Source organism: Pseudomonas sp. MYb193, assembly GCF_002966775.1.
Taxonomy (GTDB): Bacteria; Pseudomonadota; Gammaproteobacteria; order Pseudomonadales; family Pseudomonadaceae; genus Aquipseudomonas; species Aquipseudomonas paracarnis.
In genome coordinates, this window is the sequence record NZ_CP023269.1 from 2,044,497 (window position 1) to 2,067,563 (window position 23,067).

At 58.1% G+C, this 23,067-nt stretch carries 17 protein-coding genes; 13 read left to right on the forward strand and 4 right to left on the reverse strand.

Going from position 1 to position 23,067, the window contains the following annotated elements:
• The first annotated feature begins 75 nt into the window (after positions 1 to 75).
• The 6 genes from CLM72_RS09660 to brnQ all read left to right on the forward strand — a co-directional run bounded on the left by CLM72_RS09660 (position 76) and on the right by brnQ (position 9,705).
• Positions 76 to 2,907: a 2-oxoglutarate dehydrogenase E1 component gene (locus CLM72_RS09660; protein ID WP_014717731.1), complete on the forward strand. Its 2,832-nt coding sequence runs from the start codon at positions 76 to 78 to the stop codon at positions 2,905 to 2,907.
• A gap of 44 nt (positions 2,908 to 2,951) precedes the next feature.
• The gene (gene odhB / locus CLM72_RS09665) at positions 2,952 to 4,175 is read left to right on the forward strand and encodes a 2-oxoglutarate dehydrogenase complex dihydrolipoyllysine-residue succinyltransferase (protein WP_105226289.1); all 1,224 of its coding nucleotides are present in this window, start codon (positions 2,952 to 2,954) and stop codon (positions 4,173 to 4,175) included.
• A gap of 99 nt (positions 4,176 to 4,274) precedes the next feature.
• Positions 4,275 to 5,711, forward strand: a complete 1,437-nt coding sequence (gene lpdA, locus CLM72_RS09670; protein WP_105226290.1) for a dihydrolipoyl dehydrogenase — start codon at positions 4,275 to 4,277, stop codon at positions 5,709 to 5,711.
• A 204-nt stretch (positions 5,712 to 5,915) separates the two neighbouring features.
• Complete coding sequence (sucC, locus tag CLM72_RS09675; RefSeq protein ID WP_003190011.1) at positions 5,916 to 7,082, forward strand: ADP-forming succinate--CoA ligase subunit beta; 1,167 nt, start codon at positions 5,916 to 5,918, stop codon at positions 7,080 to 7,082.
• Positions 7,082 to 7,963 (forward strand): succinate--CoA ligase subunit alpha, encoded by an 882-nt coding sequence (gene sucD / locus CLM72_RS09680; RefSeq protein WP_003190013.1) that lies wholly within the window; start codon positions 7,082 to 7,084, stop codon positions 7,961 to 7,963. The genes sucC and sucD overlap by 1 nt, the downstream gene beginning before the upstream one ends.
• Before the next feature lie 428 nt (positions 7,964 to 8,391).
• Positions 8,392 to 9,705 carry a branched-chain amino acid transport system II carrier protein gene (gene brnQ / locus CLM72_RS09685; protein WP_003190014.1) on the forward strand — a complete coding sequence of 438 codons (1,314 nt, stop codon included), beginning with the start codon at positions 8,392 to 8,394 and terminating at the stop codon, positions 9,703 to 9,705.
• Positions 9,706 to 9,795: 90 nt separating this feature from the next.
• Here the strand turns inward: brnQ and CLM72_RS09690 are convergent, their stop codons facing one another.
• Positions 9,796 to 13,557: a dermonecrotic toxin domain-containing protein gene (locus CLM72_RS09690; RefSeq protein ID WP_105226291.1), complete on the reverse strand. Its 3,762-nt coding sequence runs from the start codon at positions 13,555 to 13,557 to the stop codon at positions 9,796 to 9,798.
• 216 nt (positions 13,558 to 13,773) lie between these two features.
• Between CLM72_RS09690 and CLM72_RS09695 the strand changes: the two genes are divergently transcribed.
• Complete coding sequence (locus CLM72_RS09695; RefSeq protein WP_034127195.1) at positions 13,774 to 14,514, forward strand: DUF599 domain-containing protein; 741 nt, start codon at positions 13,774 to 13,776, stop codon at positions 14,512 to 14,514.
• 84 nt (positions 14,515 to 14,598) lie between these two features.
• Here CLM72_RS09695 and CLM72_RS09700 read toward each other — a convergent pair whose 3' ends face one another.
• Positions 14,599 to 14,856 carry a hypothetical protein gene (locus CLM72_RS09700; protein WP_034127196.1) on the reverse strand — a complete coding sequence of 86 codons (258 nt, stop codon included), beginning with the start codon at positions 14,854 to 14,856 and terminating at the stop codon, positions 14,599 to 14,601.
• 157 nt (positions 14,857 to 15,013) lie between these two features.
• Here CLM72_RS09700 and CLM72_RS09705 point away from each other — a divergent pair, with 157 nt between their 5' ends.
• The 4 genes from CLM72_RS09705 to CLM72_RS09720 all read left to right on the forward strand — a co-directional run bounded on the left by CLM72_RS09705 (position 15,014) and on the right by CLM72_RS09720 (position 18,728).
• The gene (locus CLM72_RS09705; protein ID WP_105226292.1) at positions 15,014 to 15,490 is read left to right on the forward strand and encodes a PaaI family thioesterase; all 477 of its coding nucleotides are present in this window, start codon (positions 15,014 to 15,016) and stop codon (positions 15,488 to 15,490) included.
• A complete protein-coding gene (locus CLM72_RS09710) occupies positions 15,487 to 15,939 on the forward strand; it encodes a PaaI family thioesterase (RefSeq protein WP_054898383.1) in 453 nt (150 codons plus the stop codon). The genes CLM72_RS09705 and CLM72_RS09710 overlap by 4 nt, the downstream gene beginning before the upstream one ends.
• Positions 15,940 to 16,028: 89 nt before the next feature.
• Positions 16,029 to 17,933, forward strand: coding sequence for a molecular chaperone HtpG (gene htpG / locus CLM72_RS09715; protein ID WP_014717738.1), 1,905 nt, complete (start codon positions 16,029 to 16,031; stop codon positions 17,931 to 17,933).
• Between the two features lie 66 nt (positions 17,934 to 17,999).
• Positions 18,000 to 18,728 (forward strand): dienelactone hydrolase family protein, encoded by a 729-nt coding sequence (locus CLM72_RS09720; protein WP_105226293.1) that lies wholly within the window; start codon positions 18,000 to 18,002, stop codon positions 18,726 to 18,728.
• Between the two features lie 98 nt (positions 18,729 to 18,826).
• Here CLM72_RS09720 and CLM72_RS09725 read toward each other — a convergent pair whose 3' ends face one another.
• On the reverse strand, positions 18,827 to 19,693 hold the full coding sequence (locus CLM72_RS09725; protein WP_054899020.1) for a pirin family protein: 867 nt from the start codon (positions 19,691 to 19,693) through the stop codon (positions 18,827 to 18,829).
• 62 nt (positions 19,694 to 19,755) lie between these two features.
• Positions 19,756 to 20,172: an OsmC family protein gene (locus CLM72_RS09730; protein WP_034127200.1), complete on the reverse strand. Its 417-nt coding sequence runs from the start codon at positions 20,170 to 20,172 to the stop codon at positions 19,756 to 19,758.
• A gap of 139 nt (positions 20,173 to 20,311) precedes the next feature.
• Here CLM72_RS09730 and CLM72_RS09735 point away from each other — a divergent pair, with 139 nt between their 5' ends.
• Complete coding sequence (locus CLM72_RS09735; protein ID WP_105226294.1) at positions 20,312 to 21,334, forward strand: amidohydrolase family protein; 1,023 nt, start codon at positions 20,312 to 20,314, stop codon at positions 21,332 to 21,334.
• A 96-nt stretch (positions 21,335 to 21,430) separates the two neighbouring features.
• Positions 21,431 to 23,056: a methyl-accepting chemotaxis protein gene (locus tag CLM72_RS09740; RefSeq protein WP_105226295.1), complete on the forward strand. Its 1,626-nt coding sequence runs from the start codon at positions 21,431 to 21,433 to the stop codon at positions 23,054 to 23,056.
• The last annotated feature ends 11 nt before the right edge of the window (positions 23,057 to 23,067 follow it).

The following is a 23,067-nucleotide window of genomic DNA, read 5'->3' on the forward strand; positions in this document are numbered from 1 at the left end:
GTCGCTGCACTTGGCCTTTTGCAAGCAGACTCGGTGTTTTCGCCGGTGGTGTCCCCAAATCGAGGGTGACCAAGCATGCAAGAAAGCGTGATGCAGCGCATGTGGAACAGCGGCTATCTTTCAGGTGGTAACGCTGCCTATGTGGAAGAGCTTTATGAGCTCTACCTGCACGACCCTAACGCTGTGCCAGAAGAATGGCGCACCAAATTTCAGACGTTGTCTTCAGACGGCAACGCTGCCACCGATGTATCGCACGCAACAATTCGCGATCAGTTCGTGCTGCTGGCAAAGAACCAGCGCCGCGCCCAACCGGTTTCCGCCGGCAGCGTGAGCAGTGAGCACGAGAAGAAGCAAGTTGAAGTACTGCGACTGATCCAGGCCTACCGTATGCGTGGCCACCAGGCAGCCCAGCTTGACCCGCTGGGGCTGTGGCAGCGTCCTGCACCTGCAGACCTGTCGATCAATCATTACGGCTTGACCAATGCCGATCTTGATACGACCTTCCGTGCCGGCGACCTGTTCATCGGCAAAGAGGAAGCGAGCCTACGCGAAATTCACGAAGCGTTGCAGCAGACATATTGCCGCACCATCGGCGCTGAATTCACGCACATAACCGATTCCGAGCAGCGCCAGTGGTTCCAGCACCGCCTGGAAGGCGTGCGTGGCCGTCCGGTATTGTCCGCCGATGTGCGCGGCCACCTGCTGGAGCGTGTGACCGCGGCCGAAGGCCTCGAGAAATACCTGGGCACCAAATACCCAGGCACCAAGCGTTTCGGCCTGGAAGGCGGCGAAAGCCTGATTCCGATGCTCGACGAGCTGATCCAGCGTTCCGGTTCCTATGGCACCAAGGAAATCGTGATCGGCATGGCTCACCGTGGTCGCCTGAACGTGTTGGTCAACACCTTCGGCAAGAACCCGCGTGAGCTGTTCGACGAGTTCGAAGGCAAGAAGAAGGTCGAGTTGGGTTCCGGTGACGTTAAATACCACCAGGGCTTCTCGTCCAACGTGATGACCACCGGCGGTGAAGTTCACCTGGCCATGGCATTCAACCCCTCCCACCTGGAAATCGTTTCGCCAGTGGTCGAGGGTTCGGTACGTGCACGCCAGGATCGTCGTAACGATTCTACCGGTGAGAAGGTTCTGCCGATTTCCATCCACGGTGACGCGGCATTCGCCGGTCAAGGCGTGGTCCTGGAAACGTTCCAGATGTCGCAGACTCGCGGCTTCAAGACCGGCGGTACCGTTCACATCGTCATCAACAACCAAGTGGGCTTCACCATCAGCAACCCGTTGGATGCGCGCTCCACCGAGTACGCCACCGACGTTGCCAAGATGATTCAGGCGCCGATCCTCCATGTGAATGGCGATGATCCGGAAGCCGTGCTGTTCGTGACTCAACTGGCTGTCGACTACCGCATGCAGTTCAAGCGTGACGTGGTCATCGACCTGGTTTGCTACCGCCGTCGCGGTCACAACGAAGCGGACGAGCCAAGCGGCACCCAGCCGTTGATGTACCAGCAGATCACCAAGCAGCGCACCACCCGTGAGCTGTACGCCGAAAGCCTGACCAAGGCCGGCGTGGTTGACGATGCGCGTGTTCAGGCGAAAGTCGACGAATACCGCAACGCGCTGGACAACGGCCTGCATGTAGTGAAAAGCCTGGTCAAGGAGCCGAACAAAGAGCTGTTCGTTGACTGGCGCCCATACCTGGGCCACACCTGGACTGCCCGTCACGATACCTCGTTCGATTTGAAGACGTTGCAGGAACTGTCCGCCAAGCTGTTGGAAATTCCCGAAGGCTTCGTCGTACAGCGCCAGGTTGCGAAGATCTACGAAGACCGTCAGAAGATGCAAGCCGGTGGCCTGCCGATCAACTGGGGTTACGCCGAAACCATGGCGTACGCGACCCTGGCGTTCGAAGGTCACCCGATCCGCATGACCGGCCAGGATATCGGCCGCGGTACGTTCTCGCACCGTCATGCTGTATTGCACAACCAGAAAGACGCGGGCACCTACATCCCGTTGCAGAACCTGTACGAAGGCCAGCCACGTTTCGACCTGTACGATTCGTTCCTGTCCGAAGAAGCCGTACTGGCGTTCGAATACGGTTACTCGACCACCACGCCGAACGCGCTGGTGATCTGGGAAGCCCAGTTCGGCGACTTCGCCAACGGTGCCCAGGTGGTTATCGACCAGTTCATCACCAGCGGCGAGCACAAGTGGGGCCGTCTGTGCGGTCTGACCATGCTGCTGCCACACGGTTATGAAGGTCAGGGCCCGGAGCACTCCTCGGCCCGTCTGGAGCGTTACCTGCAACTGTGCGCCGAGCACAACATTCAGGTGTGCGTGCCGACGACCCCGGCCCAGATCTACCACTTGCTGCGCCGCCAGGTGATCCGTCCGCTGCGCAAGCCGCTGGTGGTGCTGACGCCGAAGTCGCTGTTGCGTCACAAACTGGCCGTTTCGACCCTGGAAGATCTGGCCCAAGGTTCGTTCCAGACCGTGATTCCAGAGATCGATACGCTGGACGCCGCCAAGGTCACTCGCCTGATCCTGTGCAGCGGCAAGGTCTACTACGATCTGCTGGAAAAACGCCGTGCCGAAGGCCGCGAAGACATCGCCATCGTGCGTATCGAGCAGCTTTATCCGTTCCCGGAAGATGACCTCATGGAGATCATCGCGCCTTACACCAACCTCACGAACGTGGTGTGGTGTCAGGAAGAACCGATGAACCAGGGCGCCTGGTACAGCAGCCAGCATCATCTGCGTCGCAGCATCGGCAACCACAACAAGGCCTTGGTCCTTGAGTACGCCGGTCGTGATGCTTCTGCTGCACCTGCCTGTGGTTATGCGTCGATGCACGCCGAGCAGCAGGAAAAACTGCTGCAAGATGCTTTCACTGTTTAACGCCTTCGCGCTGACTGAAACCGAATTTTAAGGACCTACAGATAATGGCTATCGAAATCAAAGCCCCGTCATTCCCGGAATCGGTTGCCGATGGCACCGTTGCCACCTGGCACAAGAAACCAGGCGAGGCCGTCAAGCGTGACGACCTGATCGTCGACATCGAGACCGACAAAGTCGTTCTGGAAGTATTGGCCGAAGCTGACGGCGTGCTGGGCGCGATCGTTGCGGAAGAGGGCGCTACCGTTCTGTCGAACCAGGTGTTGGGCTCGATCGAAGAGGGCAGCGCTGCTGCAGCGCCTGCTCCTGCCGCTGCTGCAACGGCTGCTTCGGCGCCTGCCGCTGCACCGGCAGCCGGTGGCGAAGATCCAATCGCTGCCCCGGCTGCGCGTCAACTGGCTGAAGAAAACGGCATCAACCTGGCTTCCATCAAGGGCACCGGCAAAGATGGCCGTGTGACCAAGGAAGACGTGGTTGCCGCAGTTGAAGCCAAGAAGAACGCTCCGGCTGCCGCACCTGCCAAGGCTGCAACTCCTGCTGCCGCTGCGCCTGTGTTTGCCGCTGGCGACCGCACCGAGAAGCGCGTACCGATGACTCGCGTACGTGCCACCGTGGCCAAGCGCCTGGTTGAAGCTCAGTCGAACATGGCGATGCTGACCACCTTCAACGAAGTCGACATGACCGAAGTCATGGCCCTGCGTTCTAAGTACAAGGACCTGTTCGAGAAGTCCCACAACGGCGTGCGCCTGGGCTTCATGTCGTTCTTCGTGAAAGCGGCCACCGAAGCGCTGAAGCGCTTCCCGGCAGTCAACGCTTCCATCGACGGCGGCGACATCGTTTACCACGGCTACGCAGATATCGGCGTTGCCGTCTCCAGCGACCGTGGCCTGGTGGTTCCAGTCCTGCGTAACGCCGAGCTGATGAGCCTGGCCGAAATCGAAGGCGGCATCGCTGGCTTCGGCAAGAAAGCCCGTGACGGCAAGCTGACCATCGACGAGATGACCGGCGGTACCTTCACCATCACCAACGGTGGTACCTTCGGTTCGATGATGTCGACGCCGATCGTCAACCCACCGCAAGCCGCGATCCTGGGCATGCACAACATCATCCAGCGTCCGATGGCCATCAACGGCCAAGTCGTGATCCGCCCAATGATGTACCTGGCACTGTCTTACGATCACCGCCTGATCGACGGTAAAGAAGCCGTGACGTTCCTGGTGACCATCAAGAACCTGCTGGAAGACCCGGCTCGCCTGCTCCTGGACATCTGATAGAAGCAGTCGCACGTTGCGAGCTACAAGCTGTAGGAAAAAGCAGCTTGGCTTGCAACGTGTGGCTAGAAGCTTGTCGCAAATAGAGGATCTATTTTCATGACACAGAAATTTGACGTTGTAGTGATTGGTGCAGGCCCTGGCGGCTATGTTGCCGCCATCAAGGCTGCGCAACTGGGCCTCTCCACTGCTTGCATCGAAAAGTACACCGACAAGGAAGGCAAACTGGCGTTGGGCGGTACTTGCCTGAACGTGGGTTGCATTCCGTCCAAGGCGCTGCTGGACAGCTCCTGGAAATTCCATGAAGCCCAAGACGGCTTCGCGATCCACGGCATCAACCATGCTGGCGTGACCATGGACGTACCAGCAATGGTCGGCCGTAAAGCCAACATCGTCAAAGGCCTGACTTCCGGCGTTGCCACCTTGTTCAAGGCCAACGGCGTTACTTCGATTCAAGGCCACGGCAAGCTGCTGGCCGGCAAGAAAGTTGAAGTCACCAAGCCAGACGGTTCGGTTGAAGTCATCGAAGCCGAAAACGTGATCCTGGCGCCAGGTTCGCGTCCAATCGACATTCCACCTGCACCTGTTGATAACAACGTGATCGTTGATTCGACCGGCGCCCTGGAATTCCAGGCTGTACCTAAGCGCCTGGGCGTGATCGGCGCTGGCGTCATCGGTCTGGAGCTGGGCTCGGTATGGTCCCGTCTGGGCGCTGAAGTCACCGTGCTGGAAGCCCTGGACACGTTCCTGCTGGCGGCTGACACTGCAGTCTCCAAGGAAGCGCTGAAAACCCTGACCAAACAAGGTCTGGACATCAAGCTTGGCGCCCGTGTTACCGGTTCCAAGGTCAACGGCGACGAAGTCGTGGTGACCTACACCGATAAAGACGGCGAGCAGACCATCACCTTCGACAAGCTGATCGTTGCCGTTGGTCGCCGCCCAGTGACCAATGACCTGTTGGCTTCCGACAGCGGCGTGAACATCGACGAGCGTGGCTTCATCCACGTTGACGATCATTGCGCTACCACCGTGCCTGGCGTCTATGCCATTGGCGACGTGGTTCGTGGCATGATGCTGGCCCACAAGGCTTCCGAAGAAGGCATCATGGTTGTCGAGCGCATCAAGGGTCACAAGACCCAGATGAACTACGACCTGATCCCATCGGTTATCTACACCCACCCGGAAATTGCATGGGTCGGCAAGAACGAACAGCAGTTGAAAGCTGAAGGCGTTGAAGTTAACGTCGGCACCTTCCCGTTTGCCGCTTCTGGCCGTGCCATGGCAGCCAACGACACCGGTGGTTTTGTCAAAGTCATCGCTGATGCCAAGACTGACCGCGTTTTGGGCGTCCACGTGATTGGCCCAAGCGCTGCAGAATTGGTTCAGCAAGGCGCGATCGGCATGGAATTCGGCACCAGTGCCGAGGACTTGGGCATGATGGTCTTCTCCCATCCGACCCTGTCCGAAGCGTTGCACGAAGCAGCGTTGGCAGTGAATGGCGGCGCCATCCACATCGCCAACCGCAAGAAGCGCTAAGCGAGATAATAAGAAACCACGGCGGAGTTGCCCGTCGTGAGCCTTGCGCGCAAGACTCACCGCGGAATATCCGCTGGACGCAGCCTTGCGCAGCTTTACGGGCCATAAGCCCCGCAAGTTGCGCAAGCAGCAGTCACAGGTGGCGCGGCACTCATAATGAGCGCAGCGCCGAATGCGCAGTACCTAACGAAGACGGTAAAAAGCATGAATCTTCACGAGTATCAGGGTAAGCAGCTGTTCGCTGAATACGGCCTGCCAGTTTCCAAGGGCTACGCAGTAGACACCCCGGAAGCAGCAGCAGAAGCTTGCGACAAAATCGGCGGCAGCGAGTGGGTTGTCAAAGCCCAGGTCCACGCCGGTGGTCGCGGTAAAGCGGGCGGCGTCAAGCTGGTTCGCAGCAAAGAAGACGCCAAGGCCTTCGCACAGCAGTGGCTGGGCAAGCGTCTGGTGACTTACCAGACTGATGCCAATGGCCAACCAGTCACCAAGATCCTGGTTGAATCGTGCACTGATATCGCTAAAGAGCTGTACCTGGGCGCTGTCGTTGACCGTTCGAGCCGTCGCATCGTGTTCATGGCTTCCACCGAAGGTGGCGTGGACATCGAGAAAATCGCTCACGAAACCCCAGAAAAAATTCTGAAGGCCACTATCGATCCACTGGTTGGCGCTCAGCCATTCCAGGGTCGCGAGCTGGCTTTCCAGCTGGGCCTGGAAGGCAAGCAAGTTGCCCAGTTCGCCAAGATCTTCGTAGGTCTGGCCAAACTGTTCCAGGATCACGATCTGGCCCTGCTGGAAGTGAACCCGCTGGTGATCAAGGCTGACGGCGATCTGCACTGCCTCGATGCCAAGATCAACATCGACGCCAACGCCATGTACCGTCAGCCTAAGCTGAAGACTTTCCACGATCCGTCGCAAGACGATCCGCGCGAAGCGCACGCTGCCAAGTTCGAACTGAACTACGTAGCCCTGGAAGGTAACATCGGCTGCATGGTCAACGGTGCCGGCCTGGCCATGGGTACCATGGACATCGTCAACCTGCATGGCGGCAAGCCAGCCAACTTCCTCGACGTAGGTGGTGGCGCTACCAAGGAACGCGTTACCGAAGCGTTCAAGATCATCCTGTCCGACTCCAATGTCGCCGCAGTACTGGTCAACATCTTCGGCGGCATCGTTCGTTGCGACATGATTGCCGAAGGCATCATCGGTGCAGTGAAAGAAGTCGGCGTTAAAATCCCGGTTGTTGTTCGCCTTGAAGGTAACAACGCTGAACTGGGCGCTAAAGTACTGGCAGAAAGCGGTTTGAACATCATCGCGGCTACCAGCCTGACCGACGCTGCTCAACAAGTTGTCAAAGCTGCGGAGGGCAAGTAATGAGCGTCCTGATCAATAAAGACACCAAAGTTATCTGCCAGGGTATTACCGGTTCGCAAGGTAGTTTCCACACCCAGCAAGCCATCGAATACGGCACCCAGATGGTTGGCGGCGTAACACCAGGCAAAGGCGGCACCGAGCACCTGGGCCTGCCCGTGTTCAACACTGTGAAAGAAGCAGTAGAAGCCACTGGCGCCACTGCCAGCGTGATCTACGTTCCAGCTCCTTTCTGCAAGGACTCGATCCTGGAAGCGGCGTTCGGCGGCATCAAGCTGATCGTCTGCATCACCGAAGGCATTCCTACCCTGGACATGCTGGACGCTAAAGTTAAGTGCGACGAGCTGGGCGTAGTCCTGATCGGCCCTAACTGCCCAGGCGTGATCACCCCAGGCGAATGCAAGATCGGCATCATGCCAGGTCACATTCACTTGCCAGGTAAAGTCGGTATCGTTTCCCGTTCCGGCACCCTGACCTACGAAGCTGTGAAGCAGACCACTGACGCCGGTTTCGGTCAGTCGACTTGCGTCGGCATCGGCGGTGACCCGATCCCAGGCTCCAACTTCATCGACATCCTGAAGCTGTTCCAGGAAGACCCGAAGACCGAAGCGATCGTGATGATCGGTGAGATCGGCGGTTCGGCTGAAGAAGAAGCGGCTGCCTACATCAAGGCACACGTGACCAAGCCGGTTGTTTCCTACATCGCTGGTGTGACTGCCCCTGCGGGCAAGCGCATGGGCCATGCTGGCGCAATCATCTCTGGCGGCAAAGGCACTGCAGACGAGAAATTCGCTGCACTGCAAGACGCAGGCGTTAAAACCGTGCGTTCGCTGGCAGACATCGGCAAGGCCCTGGCCGAGCTGACCGGTTGGGCTGTCAAGTAAGCCTCGCGCTTAGCTGACGCTTCACCACACAAAGGCCACCTTCGGGTGGCCTTTGTGCATTCTGGATATAGCCAGATTGACGAATGTGCTCGGTTCAATGTGGGAGCTGGCTTGCCTGCGATACAGACAACTGGGTGCATCAGCCAAACCGAGTCGATGCCATCGCAGGCAAGCCAGCTCCCACAGGGTTCTGTGTTGCCCAATTAAGTATGAAAACGCGACATTGAAATGTCGCTTATCGGACAGTTCGCCCCGCAACAGTGCGTTTGTCAGCCTGATTCTGTACTCTAGCCGCCTCTTTATGCGTCCGCGTCCCAAAAGGAAGCTGCGCGCTAGACCGGTCGGTCCCCACAAGGGCTGGCAGCATTTCCCTCATCCATAGGGAAGCCCTCTCTAAATTCCGATTCAGTAGTGTGGTATTTCCTCAAATGAAAGTGTTGAAAAGCCAGGATATCCTGGCGCTGGGCTTTATGACCTTTGCCCTGTTCGTGGGCGCCGGCAACATCATCTTCCCGCCTATCGTGGGTTTGCAGTCCGGGCCGCATGTGTGGATGGCGGCGCTGGGCTTTCTGATCACCGCAGTCGGTTTGCCGGTGGTCACCGTGATCGCCCTGGCCAAGGTCGGTGGTGGCATGGACGCGCTGAGCAGCCCGATTGGCAAGATTGCCGGTGGCCTGCTGGCGGCAGCGGCCTACCTGGCAGTGGGCCCGCTGTTTGCGACCCCACGCACCGCAACAGTATCGTTTGAAGTGGGCCTGGCGCCCTTGACCGGTGAAAGCCCGTTGGCGCTGTTCCTCTACAGCTCGGTGTATTTCCTGGTGGTGTTCTTTGTCTCCCTGTATCCAGGGCGACTGCTGGACACCGTGGGTCGTTTCCTGGCGCCGCTGAAGATCATCGCCCTGGCTATCCTCGGTATCGCTGCGTTTGCCTTGCCCGCCGGTGAGGTGGGGGTTGCCACGCCGGAATACGTTGCCGCGCCGTTCTCCCAAGGCTTTATCAATGGTTACCTGACCATGGATACCCTGGGCGCCCTGGTGTTCGGCATTGTGATCGTCAACGCTATTCGCTCCCGTGGCGTAGAGTCACCCAAGCTGATCACCCGTTACGCGATCATTGCCGGGCTGATTGCCGGCGTGGGCCTGGCACTGGTGTACGTCAGCCTGTTCCGTCTGGGTTCGGGCAGCCATGCCGTGGCTGCAGGTGCCAGCAATGGCGCGGCGGTACTGCACGCCTATGTGCAATACACGTTCGGCTCCCTGGGTAGTGGTTTCCTCGCCGTGCTGATTTCCCTGGCATGCCTGGTGACCGCCGTGGGCCTGACCTGTGCCTGCGCCGAGTACTTCAGTAAGATCCTGCCGCTGTCCTACAAGACCCTGGTGGTGATCCTGGCACTGTTCTCGCTGTTTGTGTCCAACCTGGGCTTGACCAAACTCATTGCCTTCTCGATCCCGGTGCTGACCGCGATCTACCCGCCGTGCATCGTGTTGGTGGCCTTGAGCTTCTGCAAAGGGTTCTGGCAGGAACAGGGCCGTATTGTCGGCCCGGTGATGCTGGTGTCGTTCATCTTTGGCTGCATCGACGCACTCAAGGGTGCGGGCCTGGCGGGTTGGATGCCTACGCAACTGGTAAACCTGCCGTTGAGCGAACAAGGCTTGGCGTGGCTGGTGCCGTCGGTGATGACGCTGGTCGTGGCCGTGGTGATTGACCGTATGCTGGGCAAGCGCAGCGAAGCGATCGCTTAAAACCTCTGACTTATACGCTGCAATTAAAAAGCCCCGGATCAAATGATCCGGGGCTTTTTTTGTACGCAGTGCCAAGCCAGGCTGCCTGTTTCAGGGTATCGGGAACTTGCTCTTTGTCGAATCCACTCCCATGTTCCTCAAATATTCCTGGGCGGGCCTTAAATCGCTTTTTTTGGGTAGATAGTGTCCAGAGACATCGGAAAGGTGGAATTTCCCGAAGGCGTCTTTCCTTATATAGCCTGCGCTGACTACCTTTTCTGATTGGCCACTGCCAGCGCCGATTTCCGCGATGGCAGGATGTGATAACCATTTTGGCGGTGCACTTTTGTCGATAGTACCGATGATCAGTTGGTTGTCTTGAGTGAAGACGAACTTGCTGACTGTGTCGGGTTTCAATACAACCTTCAGGTCATCCGGCTTTGTGATGCGAACTAGTTCCGCTCGGGCCGCTCGGGGGTTCAATGCCGCTCCGGCCAGATGCAGCTCGGCGTTCAGGTCACGAGCCCTGGTATTGACCAGCACTGCGAGTGGTTTTCGAATGGGCGGCTCTATTCGCCAACTGCCGGAGGTGGAAGAGCTGCTTGCAGGCACTAGGTTTTCCGCCGAGGAGGCAGAATGAGACTGCGGTAGGGGGTCTAGCGTTTGGGGTAGTTTGGCGCCTCCCGGCAAACCGGTTAGCACCCATTCGCCGTTCCCTTTGTTCAAAAGCGTAGCCACCCGACGCTTTGTTTCGGGGTTTATAACGTTTACAAATCCTGATTCGAATTTGAACGCTGGGCTTATTTGATAGACCCTACTCACGTTTGAGTTATCGGTGTAACGGATCAACCATTTTTCACCGACTTGTTGTGGCCTGGTGGTGCTGAGCGGTTTTCCTGCCAGTAGCTGATTATCCAGTGCGTGCGCGGCGAGGTCCCCACGGTTCTGTACAGGGTGGGCCGCGTTCGGCAATTGGGTCGGGATGCTTGAGGGGCGGCCGCCCGATATCGACGTACCCGGAACCGGTACGACGTGACCGCTTGGCGTACCATTTGTACCTGCCGTGTTTGTCAGTCGCCGTTGGAGCGTGCGCCCAGGGGTTCTGAACACTGGGCGCAACGGGGTCCTTTTGAGTAAAGGGATACCCGACGCAGCCATGGCGAAATCGTCGTACACCGCCCCCCAGCGTCCCGGTTGGGTGAGGAGCTTGGGCAGGCTTCGTCCGGGTGTACGCAACGTTCTTAGCGCAGCCTTGGAGAGCCTGTTGGTGGCTGACATACCAGCGTTGACCGGGATGAGGCTTAGAACGAATTGGGCTATGTCTGCGGCGAACATTAATTTGTTGGCTGCGGATCGGGCCGATACCTCTGCGCTGGTTGTCATCCCAACCGACGCTCTCCCTCTGAGTAACCCCACCTCCTGCATGTACAGGTTTTCAGTGATGCTACCTTTGAACGGCTTCAGTCGGATGCCCGCTTCATGGTCGGCCGCGAATTTCTTGAGCCACGTGCCGAGCTGAGGCAAAAACAGGGTGTCGTGAATATTATATCGATCAACAGGTGATACCCGCTGATCCATGTAGGACATCCACTCGGACGTGTTCAGCAGCGTGTTAAGTTGATCCTCGTCCACAATTTCTCTGAAAGGACGTCCGTCGGGAGCATCCGGGCTGTACAGCACCAGCGAGGGGTGGTTGGTCGGTTTGATGACCATCATGCCCTGGACGGGTTTGCCGTTCAGGACCACTCTATGCGAGACGATGGACGCACCATTCACGATTGGCCAGGTGGTGGAGTCGCTATGCTCAAGTGTCGCTTCGATCCATTGTTCGGCGATTTTTTGCCTGTTCAGATAGGCATCGGGATCCAGGCTGGTGATGAACGCGTCCTTGGCCATCTTTGCCTTCAGATGGTTTTTCCACGCGTCGGGCAGCACCCTGGCTTCGTCGGAGGCGGCAGTGGGGCTGAGTTTGTCATCCAGTAGTTTGAGGTATTTGCCGCCCACATCGGTTTGGCTGATCAGGCCCTCGAGAAACGGCTTATCCAGGGTAAGCAGGTATTTTCCGCTGGCACTTACGACGCGAGCGGCCCAGGTGCTCGTCGGCGAGCTTTCATGCCATGGCGTTGTGTTCATGAGAGCCAGGTCGGTCAGCGATCGAGTGTGAATCTGCGGCTTTGGTGCGTTTGCCGAACCTAAAAGGCCGCGATTGCTCGACTGCTGTGTGGTCATCTGAACCATCACGCGGTCTGGGTCTATTTCCTCGTGCTGGTAGCGGCCCGGCAGCTTGGCTTTCAACGCCTGGGCCAGCAACTGTTTGGCGAAAATGTGGGGGGCCGGGATGTTTACCAACAGCGCTTGCAAGTGCGTAAGGCTTGTATCCTGTGCTTCCTCCAGCTCCCTATAGCTCGTTTCTTGTTGGGGAGTCAGTTCTTTAAGCCATTGTGGTTGCAGTTTGTTGTGCAGTTGTTCATTGCGTGCGAGCAGGGCATTACTGCCATCGAAATGCAGTGAAAGATCCGCTGCATCATTGATGGTTTCGACAGTTTGGGCAGAGAGCAACGACGGTGTGCGAGAGGAGCCAGCTTCGGCTTGCGCTTGGGCGAACCCGGCCCGCATGGTTTCATTGACCTCGTCAGCCTGTCGCTGCAACAACTGGGGAAAGGTTTGTGCCACGACGTCGCCGCAGACAGGGGCGAATCCCAGCATTAAATCATCACCCCACGGAGGGTTTCGACTGTGCTCTACCGACACCGGTAGACTTTTGAGTAGCAGGTTGGCCTTCTCGTCATCATTATCGATTCTCTGCATCAATGCTTCGCGGGCTTTGCCAGGGCTCGCGAACTCCTCGAAACCGTCCCCGGGGGTGTAAAGCACTACAGGCCCGGTGGTGTCATCCAGCCCGATATTACGGGTGTCACTTGCGGTGTAAGGTGCATCGGCCGACGAGCCGTCGCTGCGAGTGATAAGAAAACAACCGGCTAAAAATGCGCCGCTGGCGGAGTTGTCATCTATCCGGATCGGATACACCCCAGGCCGATCCCCTGCGGGAAGTTCGCGCTCGCGTGCTTCAAGGGTGGGGTACTGAAAGGCTGTGTCGATCAACTTTTTGCCAGCCTCGCTGAGGGTTCCGTCTTCAACCCGCAGGGCTGCCTCGGTGGAAAGCATTTGCCGATGCAGGGCGAGCAGTTGGGCTGAACGTGATGGCTGCTTGGGGGAGCCTACGGGTGATCTTTTCCAGTAGCTACTGAGCGCGCCTGAAAAGCGGGTTGCGATATCGTGTGCAAGCGTCAGCAGGGAACCCTGATGCTCCAACCTGGTTTGGGGAGCACCCGCAGGTCCGTCAATGTAAAAGCCCGTTTGTATGTCGGCACTGTGCTCTTCAGTGTTGGGCGTGCCAGTGACGGCGTTTATGTGGACTTGCGCGACTTTTTCGAGCAATGCCTCCGATAAGGTTTGCGTAGAAATCAGCACGGGCTCTGCCGGCGGCTGTTTTCGATAGGTGTTGACGTGGATAATGTTCGGGTCGATTGATGTGAGCTGGGGAAAGGCTTTTTTCAACTGAGCCTGGGTAAAGCGTTGGAATGTCATCTGGTGACTGAGTAAATCAATAATTTTCTGGTTGTACGCCTGATGCTGCTCAATCAATTGGGATTGCGCGGCGACTGCGTTCGGCCCTGTATCATTGGCAACGACTGGCTTTATGCCGGCTACTTGGATTTTGATCCGATCATCCGGGTCTAGTCCCAACGGCTTGGGCTGAGGGTGATGCGATAAAGGCGGGTGTTGCGTTGTCGATTCAGAGGCTGTGCCCACGGACAGCTGGATCGCTTGCGGCGCATGTGTTTGGCTGACAGAGAGAGACGTTGAGCGCATTTAACATCCTAAGGATAGATATGCAGTTCCTTCCGCCTGAGAAATGATCAAGGCTTCGTGCCTTGGGGCCAACTAAGTGAGTGGAGGCGTCCTATTGGTTCCAAGGCCGAACTCATGCATATCTGGAAACAGGAATTCTCATAAAAGACAGGTAGTACGACCGGGGTTTTGATATTTGTTGCACAACTCACCGGGCTCACATTTAGAAGGACCCGCATGTCGTTCGTCGAAACCAATCAAGTCCACCTGCTTGCCGCCCTGTGGTTCATCCTGTGCTGGGGCGGCTATACCCGTTACGCCACTTGGAAAGCTCGAGATACGGCCTGCCTGGCCAGCGTGTTGCACCTGTACCGTGAAGACTGGATGCGCCGCATGCTGTTGCGCGATAACCGCATCGCCGATGCCAGCGTGATCGGCAACCTGGAGCGTAATGCCTCGTTCTTTGCCTCCAGTACCTTGATCATCCTTGCGGGTATCCTGACCGTGCTCGGTGCTTCGGAGCGGGCGGTGTCGTTGCTGGCAGATATTCCGATGGTGCAGCAGGCGTCCCAGGGCATGTCGGAGGTCAAGTTGCTGTGCCTGGCCCTGGTATTTGTCTATGCGTTTTTTACTTTCAGCTGGTGCATGCGTCAGTACAACTTCGCGGCGGTGCTGGTGGGCTCGGCGCCGATGATTGGTGAACGACATGTGTCGGAGCAGGAGCGCAATGCATTTGCCTTGCGGGCGGCGCGGGTGATTTCGATGGCGGCCAACCAGTTCAACTTTGGCCTGCGTGCGTATTACTTCGGCATGACCATGCTGGCCTGGTTTGTCAGCCCCTGGTTGTTCATGTTGATGAGCAGTGGGGTGGTGTTGGTGCTGTACCGCCGCGAGTTCCATTCCGATGTATTGCAGGTGATGGTGTACACCCCGACCGATATGCCGGCAGTCGACGCTGTAAAAGAGGGCGCATCGTAGCGCTGGCAGCAAATCCCGGACAAAGAAAAGCCCGCTTGGTCAGCGGGCTTTCTTTTTGCTGCAATACAGCTTTAAACCCTGCGATTACTGCTTGGCAGGTTCTGCAGGTGCGGCAGGTGCAGCTTCTTTTGCAGCCGCTTCGTTCGATTCGGCCTGAGCTTTGGCAGCTTCGGCGTTTTCTTTCGCAGCGTCGTTCACTTTATCCTGTGCTTTAGCCATATCTTGCTGAGCTTGCTCAGCATGTGCAGCAGCGTCTTGGGCTTTGTCTTCGGATTTCTTGTCGCAGGCAGCCAGACCGAGAGCAGCGGCCAGCATCATGGAAATAGCTAATGTCTTACGCATGGGGTGTTTCTCCTTATTGAAGATATCTACTGGCCTTTCGAACCCAAGGGGCCAGCATTAGTTCCTTATGTCCCACAGATATATAGCATGTTTCGTACAGGAACTTTACCCAGTCATTCCCATCCGCCGAATTCACACTAATAAGAGTCTAAACACAATGACCGAAAACCCTTTGTTGGAGCGTGCCGTGCGCTTCGTTTCGGCCCTGCGCCATTGCCAGGTGCTGGGTGTGGCGGTGCATGAAGCCAGCGAGGAGGGCATGACCCTCGTACTGCCTTATGGGCCGCATATTGTCGGTGATCCCCTGACCGGGGTGATCCACGGCGGCGCGCTGACCTCCTTGATGGACACCGCTTGCGGCATGGCGACCCTGTGCGTATTGCCCGAGTTCGAGGTGTGCCCCACCCTGGACCTGCGTATCGACTACATGCATCCCGCCGAACCCCATAAGCCGGTGTATGGCTTCGCGCAATGCTACCGGGTCACCACCGACGTGATCTTCACCCGTGGCGTTGCTTATCAGGATGACCCGCAACAACCTATCGCCCATGTGGTAGGCACGTTCATGCGCATGGGCAAGCGCCTCAAAGGCACCCAAGGCTTGGGCACTGTCATCAAGGGAGAACAGGCATGACGCATCGGTTCAAGACGCGCCTGGAGCAAGCCCTCGACCGTGGCAACTACGATGCGCTGCTCGAGCTGGTGCCCTATGCCAGACTGATCGGCATCGAATGCACCCGCCTGGGGGATGAGTTGCTGTTTCGCCTGCCGGCCAGCAAGGACAATATTGGTAACCCCATATTGCCAGCGTTGCATGGCGGGGTGATCGCCGGCTTCATGGAGCTGGCAGCCGCCATGCACCTGCTGGTGTTCACTGGCGCTCCGGGCCTGCCGAAAATCATCGACTTCTCCCTGGATTACCTGCGCGCCGGCCAGTTTCGGGACACTTATGCCAAGTGTCAGGTATGGCGCCAGGGCCGGCGCGTGGCCAACGTGGCGATTACCGCCTGGCAGAGCACACCGGCCGAACCGATTGCCACTGCCCGGGCACATTTCAAAATTGAGGAATTGGTTCGCCCTTGAAATCCTGGTCTTAGTCCCCAACTTTGATGACAACCCGCCGCCAACCCTCAAGGGCGCGGCCATTGCCATCCAATTGGAGTTTGATGACCATGAGTGTGGAAACTCAAAAGGAAACCCTGGGCTTCCAGACCGAGGTGAAGCAACTGCTGCACCTCATGATCCATTCGCTGTATTCCAACAAGGAAATTTTCCTTCGCGAATTGATCTCGAACGCCTCTGACGCTGTCGATAAATTACGTTTCGAAGCCCTGTCCAAGCCTGAGTTGCTGGAAGGCGGCGCGGAACTCAAGATCCGTGTGAGCTACGACAAAGACGCCAAGACCGTCACCCTCGAAGACAACGGTATCGGCATGAGCCGTGACGATGCGATCACCCACCTGGGGACCATCGCCAAGTCCGGCACCGCAGATTTCATGAAGAACCTGTCGGGCGACCAGAAAAAAGACTCTCACCTGATCGGCCAATTCGGCGTGGGCTTCTATTCGGCCTTCATCGTCGCCGACAAGGTTGAAGTATTCAGCCGCCGCGCCGGCCTTGACGCCAGCGAGGGCGTGCACTGGGCTTCCAAGGGCGAGGGCGAATTTGAAATCGCCACTATCGACAAGGCTGACCGTGGCACGCGCATCGTGCTGCACCTGAAAGCCGGTGAAGACGAATTCGCCGATGGCTGGCGCCTGCGCAACATCATCAAGAAGTATTCCGACCACATCGCGTTGCCGATCGAGTTGCCCAAGGAACAGACCGTTGCCGAAGGCGAAGAAGCTCCCGCGGTGGAGTGGGAAACCGTCAACCGCGCCAGCGCCCTGTGGACCCGTCCGCGTACCGAGATCAAGGACGAGGAATACCAGGAGTTTTACAAGCACATCGGGCACGACTACGAGAACCCGCTGAGCTGGAGCCACAACAAGGTTGAAGGCAAGCTCGAATACAGCTCGCTGCTCTACGTACCGGCCCGTGCTCCGTTCGACCTGTACCAGCGTGAGGCGCCAAAAGGCCTGAAGCTGTACGTGCAGCGCGTGTTCGTAATGGACCAGGCGGAATCCTTCCTGCCGCTGTACCTGCGCTTTATCAAAGGTGTGGTCGACTCCAACGACCTGTCGCTGAACGTGTCGCGGGAAATCCTGCAGAAAGACCCGATCATCGATTCCATGAAGTCGGCGCTGACCAAGCGCGTACTCGACATGCTGGAAAAGCTGGCGAAGAACGAGCCTGAGCAATACAAGAGCTTCTGGAAAAACTTCGGCCAGGTCATGAAAGAAGGCCCGGCGGAAGATTTTGCCAACAAGGAAAAAATCGCCGGTTTGCTGCGTTTTGCCTCGACTCAAGGCGAAGACGGCGAGCAGGTTGTGTCCCTGGCTGACTACCTGGCACGTGCCAAGGAAGGTCAGGACAAGATCTACTACCTGACCGGCGAAACCTACGCCCAGGTCAAGAACAGCCCGCACCTGGAAGTCTTCCGCAAGAAAGGCATCGAAGTGCTGCTGCTGACCGACCGCATCGATGAGTGGCTGATGAGCTACCTCACCGAGTTCGACGGCAAAACCTTCGTCGACGTGGCCCGTGGTGACCTGGACCTGGGTAACCTGGACTCCGAAGAAGAGAAGAAAGAAGCCGAAGAAGTCGCCAAGTCCAAAGAGGGCCTGGTTGAGCGCATCAAGGCTTCCCTGGGCGAAGCGGTGAGTGAAGTGCGGGTTTCCCACCGCCTGACCGATTCCCCGGCGATCCTGGCCATCGGCGAGCAGGACCTGGGCATGCAAATGCGCCAGATCCTCGAAGCCAGCGGCCAGAAAGTGCCGGATTCCAAGCCGATCTTCGAGTTCAACCCATCTCACCCGTTGATCGAGAAACTCGATGGCGAGCAGAGCGAAGAGCGGTTTGGCGACCTGTCGCACATCCTCTTCGACCAGGCCGCCCTGGCAGCCGGCGACAGCTTGAAGGACCCGGCCGCGTATGTGCGCCGACTGAACAAGCTGTTGGTTGAATTGTCGGTTTAACACCGTTGTAGAAAAACCCGCTTCGGCGGGTTTTTTCGTTTGTGCGCACCTCAACTGGAGTGAATCATGAGCCAAGTCATTGTACGTTCCGTGGTCTATCAGATTGATGGCCAGTCTTATGAAAGCCGTCTGGCATTCGATGCCAGCCACAAGGGCCCGTTGCCGGGACTGCTGATGGCGCCGAACTGGATGGGCGTGAGTGCGGGGGCCGAAGAGATCGCGCAGGCCGTTGCCGGCAAAGGCTACGTGGTGCTGATTGCCGACCTCTACGGGCAAAACGTACGTCCTTCAAATGGCGATGAAGCGGGCGCGGCGATGATGCCGTTGAAGAATGATCGCCCGTTGCTGAACAAGCGCATGCAAGCCGCCTTCGAGCAACTGCAAGGCCAGACTGAAGCCGCAGTGGACACATCGAAACTGGCCACCTTCGGCTTCTGCTTTGGCGGTTGCTGCTCCCTGGAGCTGGCCCGTACCGGCGCGCCGCTGAAGGCTGCCGTGTCGTTCCATGGCACTCTGGATACACCGAACCCCGCAGACGCGAAAAACATCAAGGGTTCAGTGCTGGTGCTGCATGGCGCCTCGGACCCGTTGGTACCCAAAGAGCAATTGCCGGCGTTCGAAGATGAAATGAACGCGGCGGGTGTGGATTGGCAGTTGCTCAGTTACGGCGGCGCGGTGCATTCCTTCACTGACCCCCATGCCAATGTGCCGGGCAAGATGATGTACGACGCCAAGACCGCCGCACGGGCTTTCCAGTCGATGCATAACTTGTTGGATGAAGTGTTCAAAGGCTGATGCTTCGGCGCCTGTTCGGGCCTTTTCGCGAGCAAGCCCGCTCCCACATTTCGATCTGTGAACGCAGTCAAATGTGGGAGCGGGCTTGCTCGCGAATGCTATCTAACAGGCAACTCGATTCTTTCTGACTCCCCCGGCACAGTGGGCCAATCCCCAGCCGCCCAACGCTGTCTCGCCTGCTCGATCACAGCCGGGTCGCTCGCCACAAAATTCCAGTTGATCCGCCGTGGCCCATCCAGCGGTGCCCCGCCAAATACCATCAGGTGGCAATCACTCTCGGCATACAGAGTCATCTCCTGCCCAGTCGGCAATACCACCAAGCTGTTGACCTCCAGGGCTTCACCGTCCAATTGCACCTCACCCTCCAGCACATACACCGCACGTTCCTCATGTTCATCCGGAATCAACAGGGTGGTGGCGGTTTGCATCTGTACCTCGGCATACAGCGTCGGCGACAGCACCGGCACCGGTGATCTGAGGCAAAAACCATCACCGGCGATCAAACGCACCTGCACGCCGAGGTTATCGCTTATCGGCAAACTTGCGGCTGGGTGATGGCTGTAGTGTCCGGGCCCGGTCTCGTGGTCCTTGGGCGAGGCCAGCCACACCTGCAGGCCATGCAGGTTGAAACCCCTGGCCTTGACCGCTTCAGGTGTGCGCTCGACGTGGGCAATCGCGCTGCCGGCGGTCATCCAGCTGACATCGCCGGCTTGCACCACCTGGTCCGAGCCAAGGCTGTCTTTATGCTGCAAGGTGCCTTCAAACAGGTAGGTGAGGGTGGACAGGCCGATGTGGGGATGCTGGCGGATATTCATGCCGTTACCCGGTGCGTAGCGGGTCGGCAGCATATGGTCGAAAAACACAAAGGGCCCGACGCTGCGGCATTCACGCGAGGGCAGGGGCCGCAGGATAGGCTGGCCTTCTACATCTTCGGGGCGAGGGCGAATCACGGTGAGGGTGGTCATGGGCATCCCAGTCTGAGCGGGTTGGATGCTTTGAGCATAACCCGCTCGATGGGAAGTTGGGGCTATTGGCTGAAGGCGCCTTCCGACAATTTCGTCTCGATAGTGACTTCGGCGGTGGTCATCAGCTTATGTACCGGGCACTTATCGGCCACGCGATGCAGTTCATCGCGCTGGGCGTCAGTGAGTACGCCCTTGAGGGTCAGCTTGACGTTGAGCTTGTATTTACCCTTTTGCTCTTCGTCGCTGTCGTGAGTGACCTCCACGGTCACGCCGGTCAGCGGGATATCTTTTTTCTGCGCGTAGAGCCTTACGGTCAAGGCTTTGCACGACGCCAGCGCAGCATCGAAATAATCGTGGGGGGAGGGCGCCGAGTCGTCACCGCCCAGGCTCTTGGGCAGGTCGGTAAACAGCTCGTGATTATTGATATTCACGCTGTGACGGAAGTTTTCAGCGTTCAGCGTATTAACGGTAACAGGCATGGCAAACCTCATAAGGGCGCAGGATGAAGGTCATGCAGTTATAGAGCATGCTGGCACCCCAGTGTTCCGGTTTTTTCCATGCTGAACCCTGAAGGCTGGCGCAAGGTCTACCCGTATCAACCCTTATTGAGGTTTTACCGTGTCTGGAGCCCGCCTGAGTCTTGCCTTGTTGCTCGCCGCCAGCAGCCTTGTCGCGCAGGCCCGTGACTATGCCTACAGCGACGCGCACCTGCACTACGTGGATTTTTTCCAGGAAACCGCTGGCATGGACAAGCTGCTCAAGGCCATGGCGGACAACCGCATTGAACACGTCATGATTTCCGGGATTCCCGTGGCCAAGAAATGGCACGAAGACGAGCCCAAGCGCCCGCGCTACTACGCCGGTGACGACGCCGATGCCTATTGGTACAGCGCCACGGATGTGATCGTCGCGGCGGCGGTCAATAAACTTTCCCCCGAGCAACGTCAGCACTTTCATCCCTTTCTCGCCGGTTTCAATCCCAACGACAAGAACTCTGCGGTCCATATCCAGCGCATGCTCGACCTCAATCCAGGGCTGTGGCAGGGCATCGGTGAAGTGTTCACCCGGCACGATGACCTTACCGCCCTGACCTCCGGCGACACCCCGCGTGCCAATAACGAAGCCATGACGCGCATCTATCACCTGGCGGCCGAAAACGACCTGCCGGTGCTGCTGCACTCCAACATCACCTCCAAACGTGAGCGCAACCCGCTGTACCTGGCGGAAGTCGAACAGCCGTTACGCAATCACCCGCACACGCGTTTTATCTGGGCCCATGCCGGTACCAGCAAGGAAATTCACCGTCATCAGGTGCAGATGGACTTCTTGTTGCCTACCCTGACGCGCCTGCTTGAGGCGTACCCCAACCTGTATATCGACCTGTCCTGGAGCATGCTCACGCCCTATCTGCTGGATGACGCCGGCAAGCCACGGCCGCAATGGGTTGCGCTGGTGGAGCGCTTCCCGGATCGCTTCATGCTCGGCTCCGATGTTGTGGGGCGCTTCAATAAGTTGGGCAAGGAGATGCGCCGTTTCGATCCTTTCCTCGATGCGTTGCCCGAAGACGTTGCCTACAAGGTTGCGCGCGACAATTTCCTGGCCATCCTGCCCAAGCCGTCTCGCGATGGCGACGCGCGTTGATATCGCGTTTTGATCTTATGCCAATGACCTGAGGTGCCGATAACGTCCAAGAGACCCGCTGCAGGTGGATGCAGTACTTTTGGAAGGAACCCTGGCATGAATATCCGCAGTTTGAATATCGCCCCTCGCGCCGGCCTGGGCTTTGGTGTGCTGGCGTTGATGGTGTTCGTCTTGGGCGGCTTTGCCCTGTTGCAGATGGCCAATATGCGCCAGCAGTCGGACCAGGTGGAGACCAATTGGCTGCCCAGCGTGATGGCGGTGGGGGAGATGAACCAGGATGTGTTGCGCATTCGGGCGCTGACGTTGCGCTTGCTGGTCAACCGCGACCCCCAGGCGGTGGCGCAGAACGAGCAGAAAATTGCCGAGATCAAAACCGGTTTGCACCACGCTGAAGGCGTTTACGAGGCATTGATCGTCTTGCCTGAGGAGCGCGTGCTGTTTGATCGCTTCAAGGTCGAGGAGCAGCAGTACCTGCAACGCCAGGAGCAGGTGGTGGGCTTATCCAAGGCCAATCGGCTGGAGGAGGCCATTGCGGTGGTCAATGGCGAAATGAATCAGATGGCTGACCAGATGGCCGTGACGCTGCGTGAGTTGGTCAATCTGAACAAGTCCAGCGCCAACGAGGCCGCCCGGCTGGCACAGCAGGTGTTCAGCCAGTCGCGGGTCTGGGTGATGGTCATGATTGGCGTCACGGCGTTGATCACGATTGGCCTGGCGGTGTTGCTGACGCGCAGCATCGTGCTGCCGCTGGCACAGTCGTTGAAAGTGGCCCAGGGCGTTGCCAGTGGCGACTTGACGGGCGACATCAGGCTCAGTGGCAGCGACGAGCCGGCGCGCTTGCAACAGGCGCTCAAGCGCATGCAGGAGAGCTTGCGCGACACTATCCGGCGCATCTCAGAATCGTCGAACCAATTGGCGTCGGCTTCCGAAGAGCTCAGTTGCGTCACCGAGGATGCGACCCGTGGTTTGCACCAGCAGAACCAGGAAATCGAACAGGCGGCCACGGCAGTCAATCAGATGACGGTGGCGGTGGAGGAGGTAGCGAGCAATGCCGTGGCCACGTCCCAGGCATCTCGCGAATCCGACCGGATTGCCCAGCAAGGGCGTGAGCAGGTGCAGCAGACGGTGGTGTCGATTGAAGCCCTCGCGACCGATGTGACCGCCAATGTGACCCAGGTCGAAGCGCTGGCGCAAAAGGTCTATGGCATCAGCACAGTGCTGGATGTGATTCGCTCGATTGCCGAGCAAACCAACTTGCTGGCACTGAACGCGGCGATTGAAGCGGCGCGAGCGGGGGATGCCGGGCGCGGGTTTGCGGTGGTAGCCGATGAAGTGCGGGCCTTGGCCCATCGCACGCAACAGTCGACCCAGGAAATCGAGCAGATGATCAGCGGGATTCAGCAGGGCACCGACCAGGCTGTCAGCTCGATGCAGCAGAGCAATACACGGGCGCGCTCTACACTGGATATCGCCAAATCGGCGGGCATGGCCCTGGAAGAGATTGCCTCGGCATTCACCTTGATCAACGAACGCAACCTGGTGATTGCCAGCGCGTCGGAGCAGCAGGCGGCGGTGGCTCGGGAGGTGGATCGTAACCTGATGAATATCCGCGACCTGGCGCACCAGACATCGACCGGGGCTAACCAGACCAGTGCAGCGAGTCAGGAGTTGTCGCGGTTGGCGGTGGATCTGAATTCGATGGTGGCGCGGTTTTCGGTGTAGGGCGGGGAACC

What these genes read in the sequence shown, in the direction of transcription:
- CLM72_RS09660 (WP_014717731.1), top strand. Translation starts at nt 76, where the DNA reads ATGCAAGAAAGCGTGATGCAGCGCATGTGGAACAGCGGCTATCTTTCA.
- odhB (WP_105226289.1), top strand. Translation starts at nt 2,952, where the DNA reads ATGGCTATCGAAATCAAAGCCCCGTCATTCCCGGAATCGGTTGCCGAT.
- lpdA (WP_105226290.1), top strand. Translation starts at nt 4,275, where the DNA reads ATGACACAGAAATTTGACGTTGTAGTGATTGGTGCAGGCCCTGGCGGC.
- sucC (WP_003190011.1), top strand. Translation starts at nt 5,916, where the DNA reads ATGAATCTTCACGAGTATCAGGGTAAGCAGCTGTTCGCTGAATACGGC.
- sucD (WP_003190013.1), top strand. Translation starts at nt 7,082, where the DNA reads ATGAGCGTCCTGATCAATAAAGACACCAAAGTTATCTGCCAGGGTATT.
- brnQ (WP_003190014.1), top strand. Translation starts at nt 8,392, where the DNA reads ATGAAAGTGTTGAAAAGCCAGGATATCCTGGCGCTGGGCTTTATGACC.
- CLM72_RS09690 (WP_105226291.1), bottom strand. Translation starts at nt 13,557, where the DNA reads ATGCGCTCAACGTCTCTCTCTGTCAGCCAAACACATGCGCCGCAAGCG.
- CLM72_RS09695 (WP_034127195.1), top strand. Translation starts at nt 13,774, where the DNA reads ATGTCGTTCGTCGAAACCAATCAAGTCCACCTGCTTGCCGCCCTGTGG.
- CLM72_RS09700 (WP_034127196.1), bottom strand. Translation starts at nt 14,856, where the DNA reads ATGCGTAAGACATTAGCTATTTCCATGATGCTGGCCGCTGCTCTCGGT.
- CLM72_RS09705 (WP_105226292.1), top strand. Translation starts at nt 15,014, where the DNA reads ATGACCGAAAACCCTTTGTTGGAGCGTGCCGTGCGCTTCGTTTCGGCC.
- CLM72_RS09710 (WP_054898383.1), top strand. Translation starts at nt 15,487, where the DNA reads ATGACGCATCGGTTCAAGACGCGCCTGGAGCAAGCCCTCGACCGTGGC.
- htpG (WP_014717738.1), top strand. Translation starts at nt 16,029, where the DNA reads ATGAGTGTGGAAACTCAAAAGGAAACCCTGGGCTTCCAGACCGAGGTG.
- CLM72_RS09720 (WP_105226293.1), top strand. Translation starts at nt 18,000, where the DNA reads ATGAGCCAAGTCATTGTACGTTCCGTGGTCTATCAGATTGATGGCCAG.
- CLM72_RS09725 (WP_054899020.1), bottom strand. Translation starts at nt 19,693, where the DNA reads ATGACCACCCTCACCGTGATTCGCCCTCGCCCCGAAGATGTAGAAGGC.
- CLM72_RS09730 (WP_034127200.1), bottom strand. Translation starts at nt 20,172, where the DNA reads ATGCCTGTTACCGTTAATACGCTGAACGCTGAAAACTTCCGTCACAGC.
- CLM72_RS09740 (WP_105226295.1), top strand. Translation starts at nt 21,431, where the DNA reads ATGAATATCCGCAGTTTGAATATCGCCCCTCGCGCCGGCCTGGGCTTT.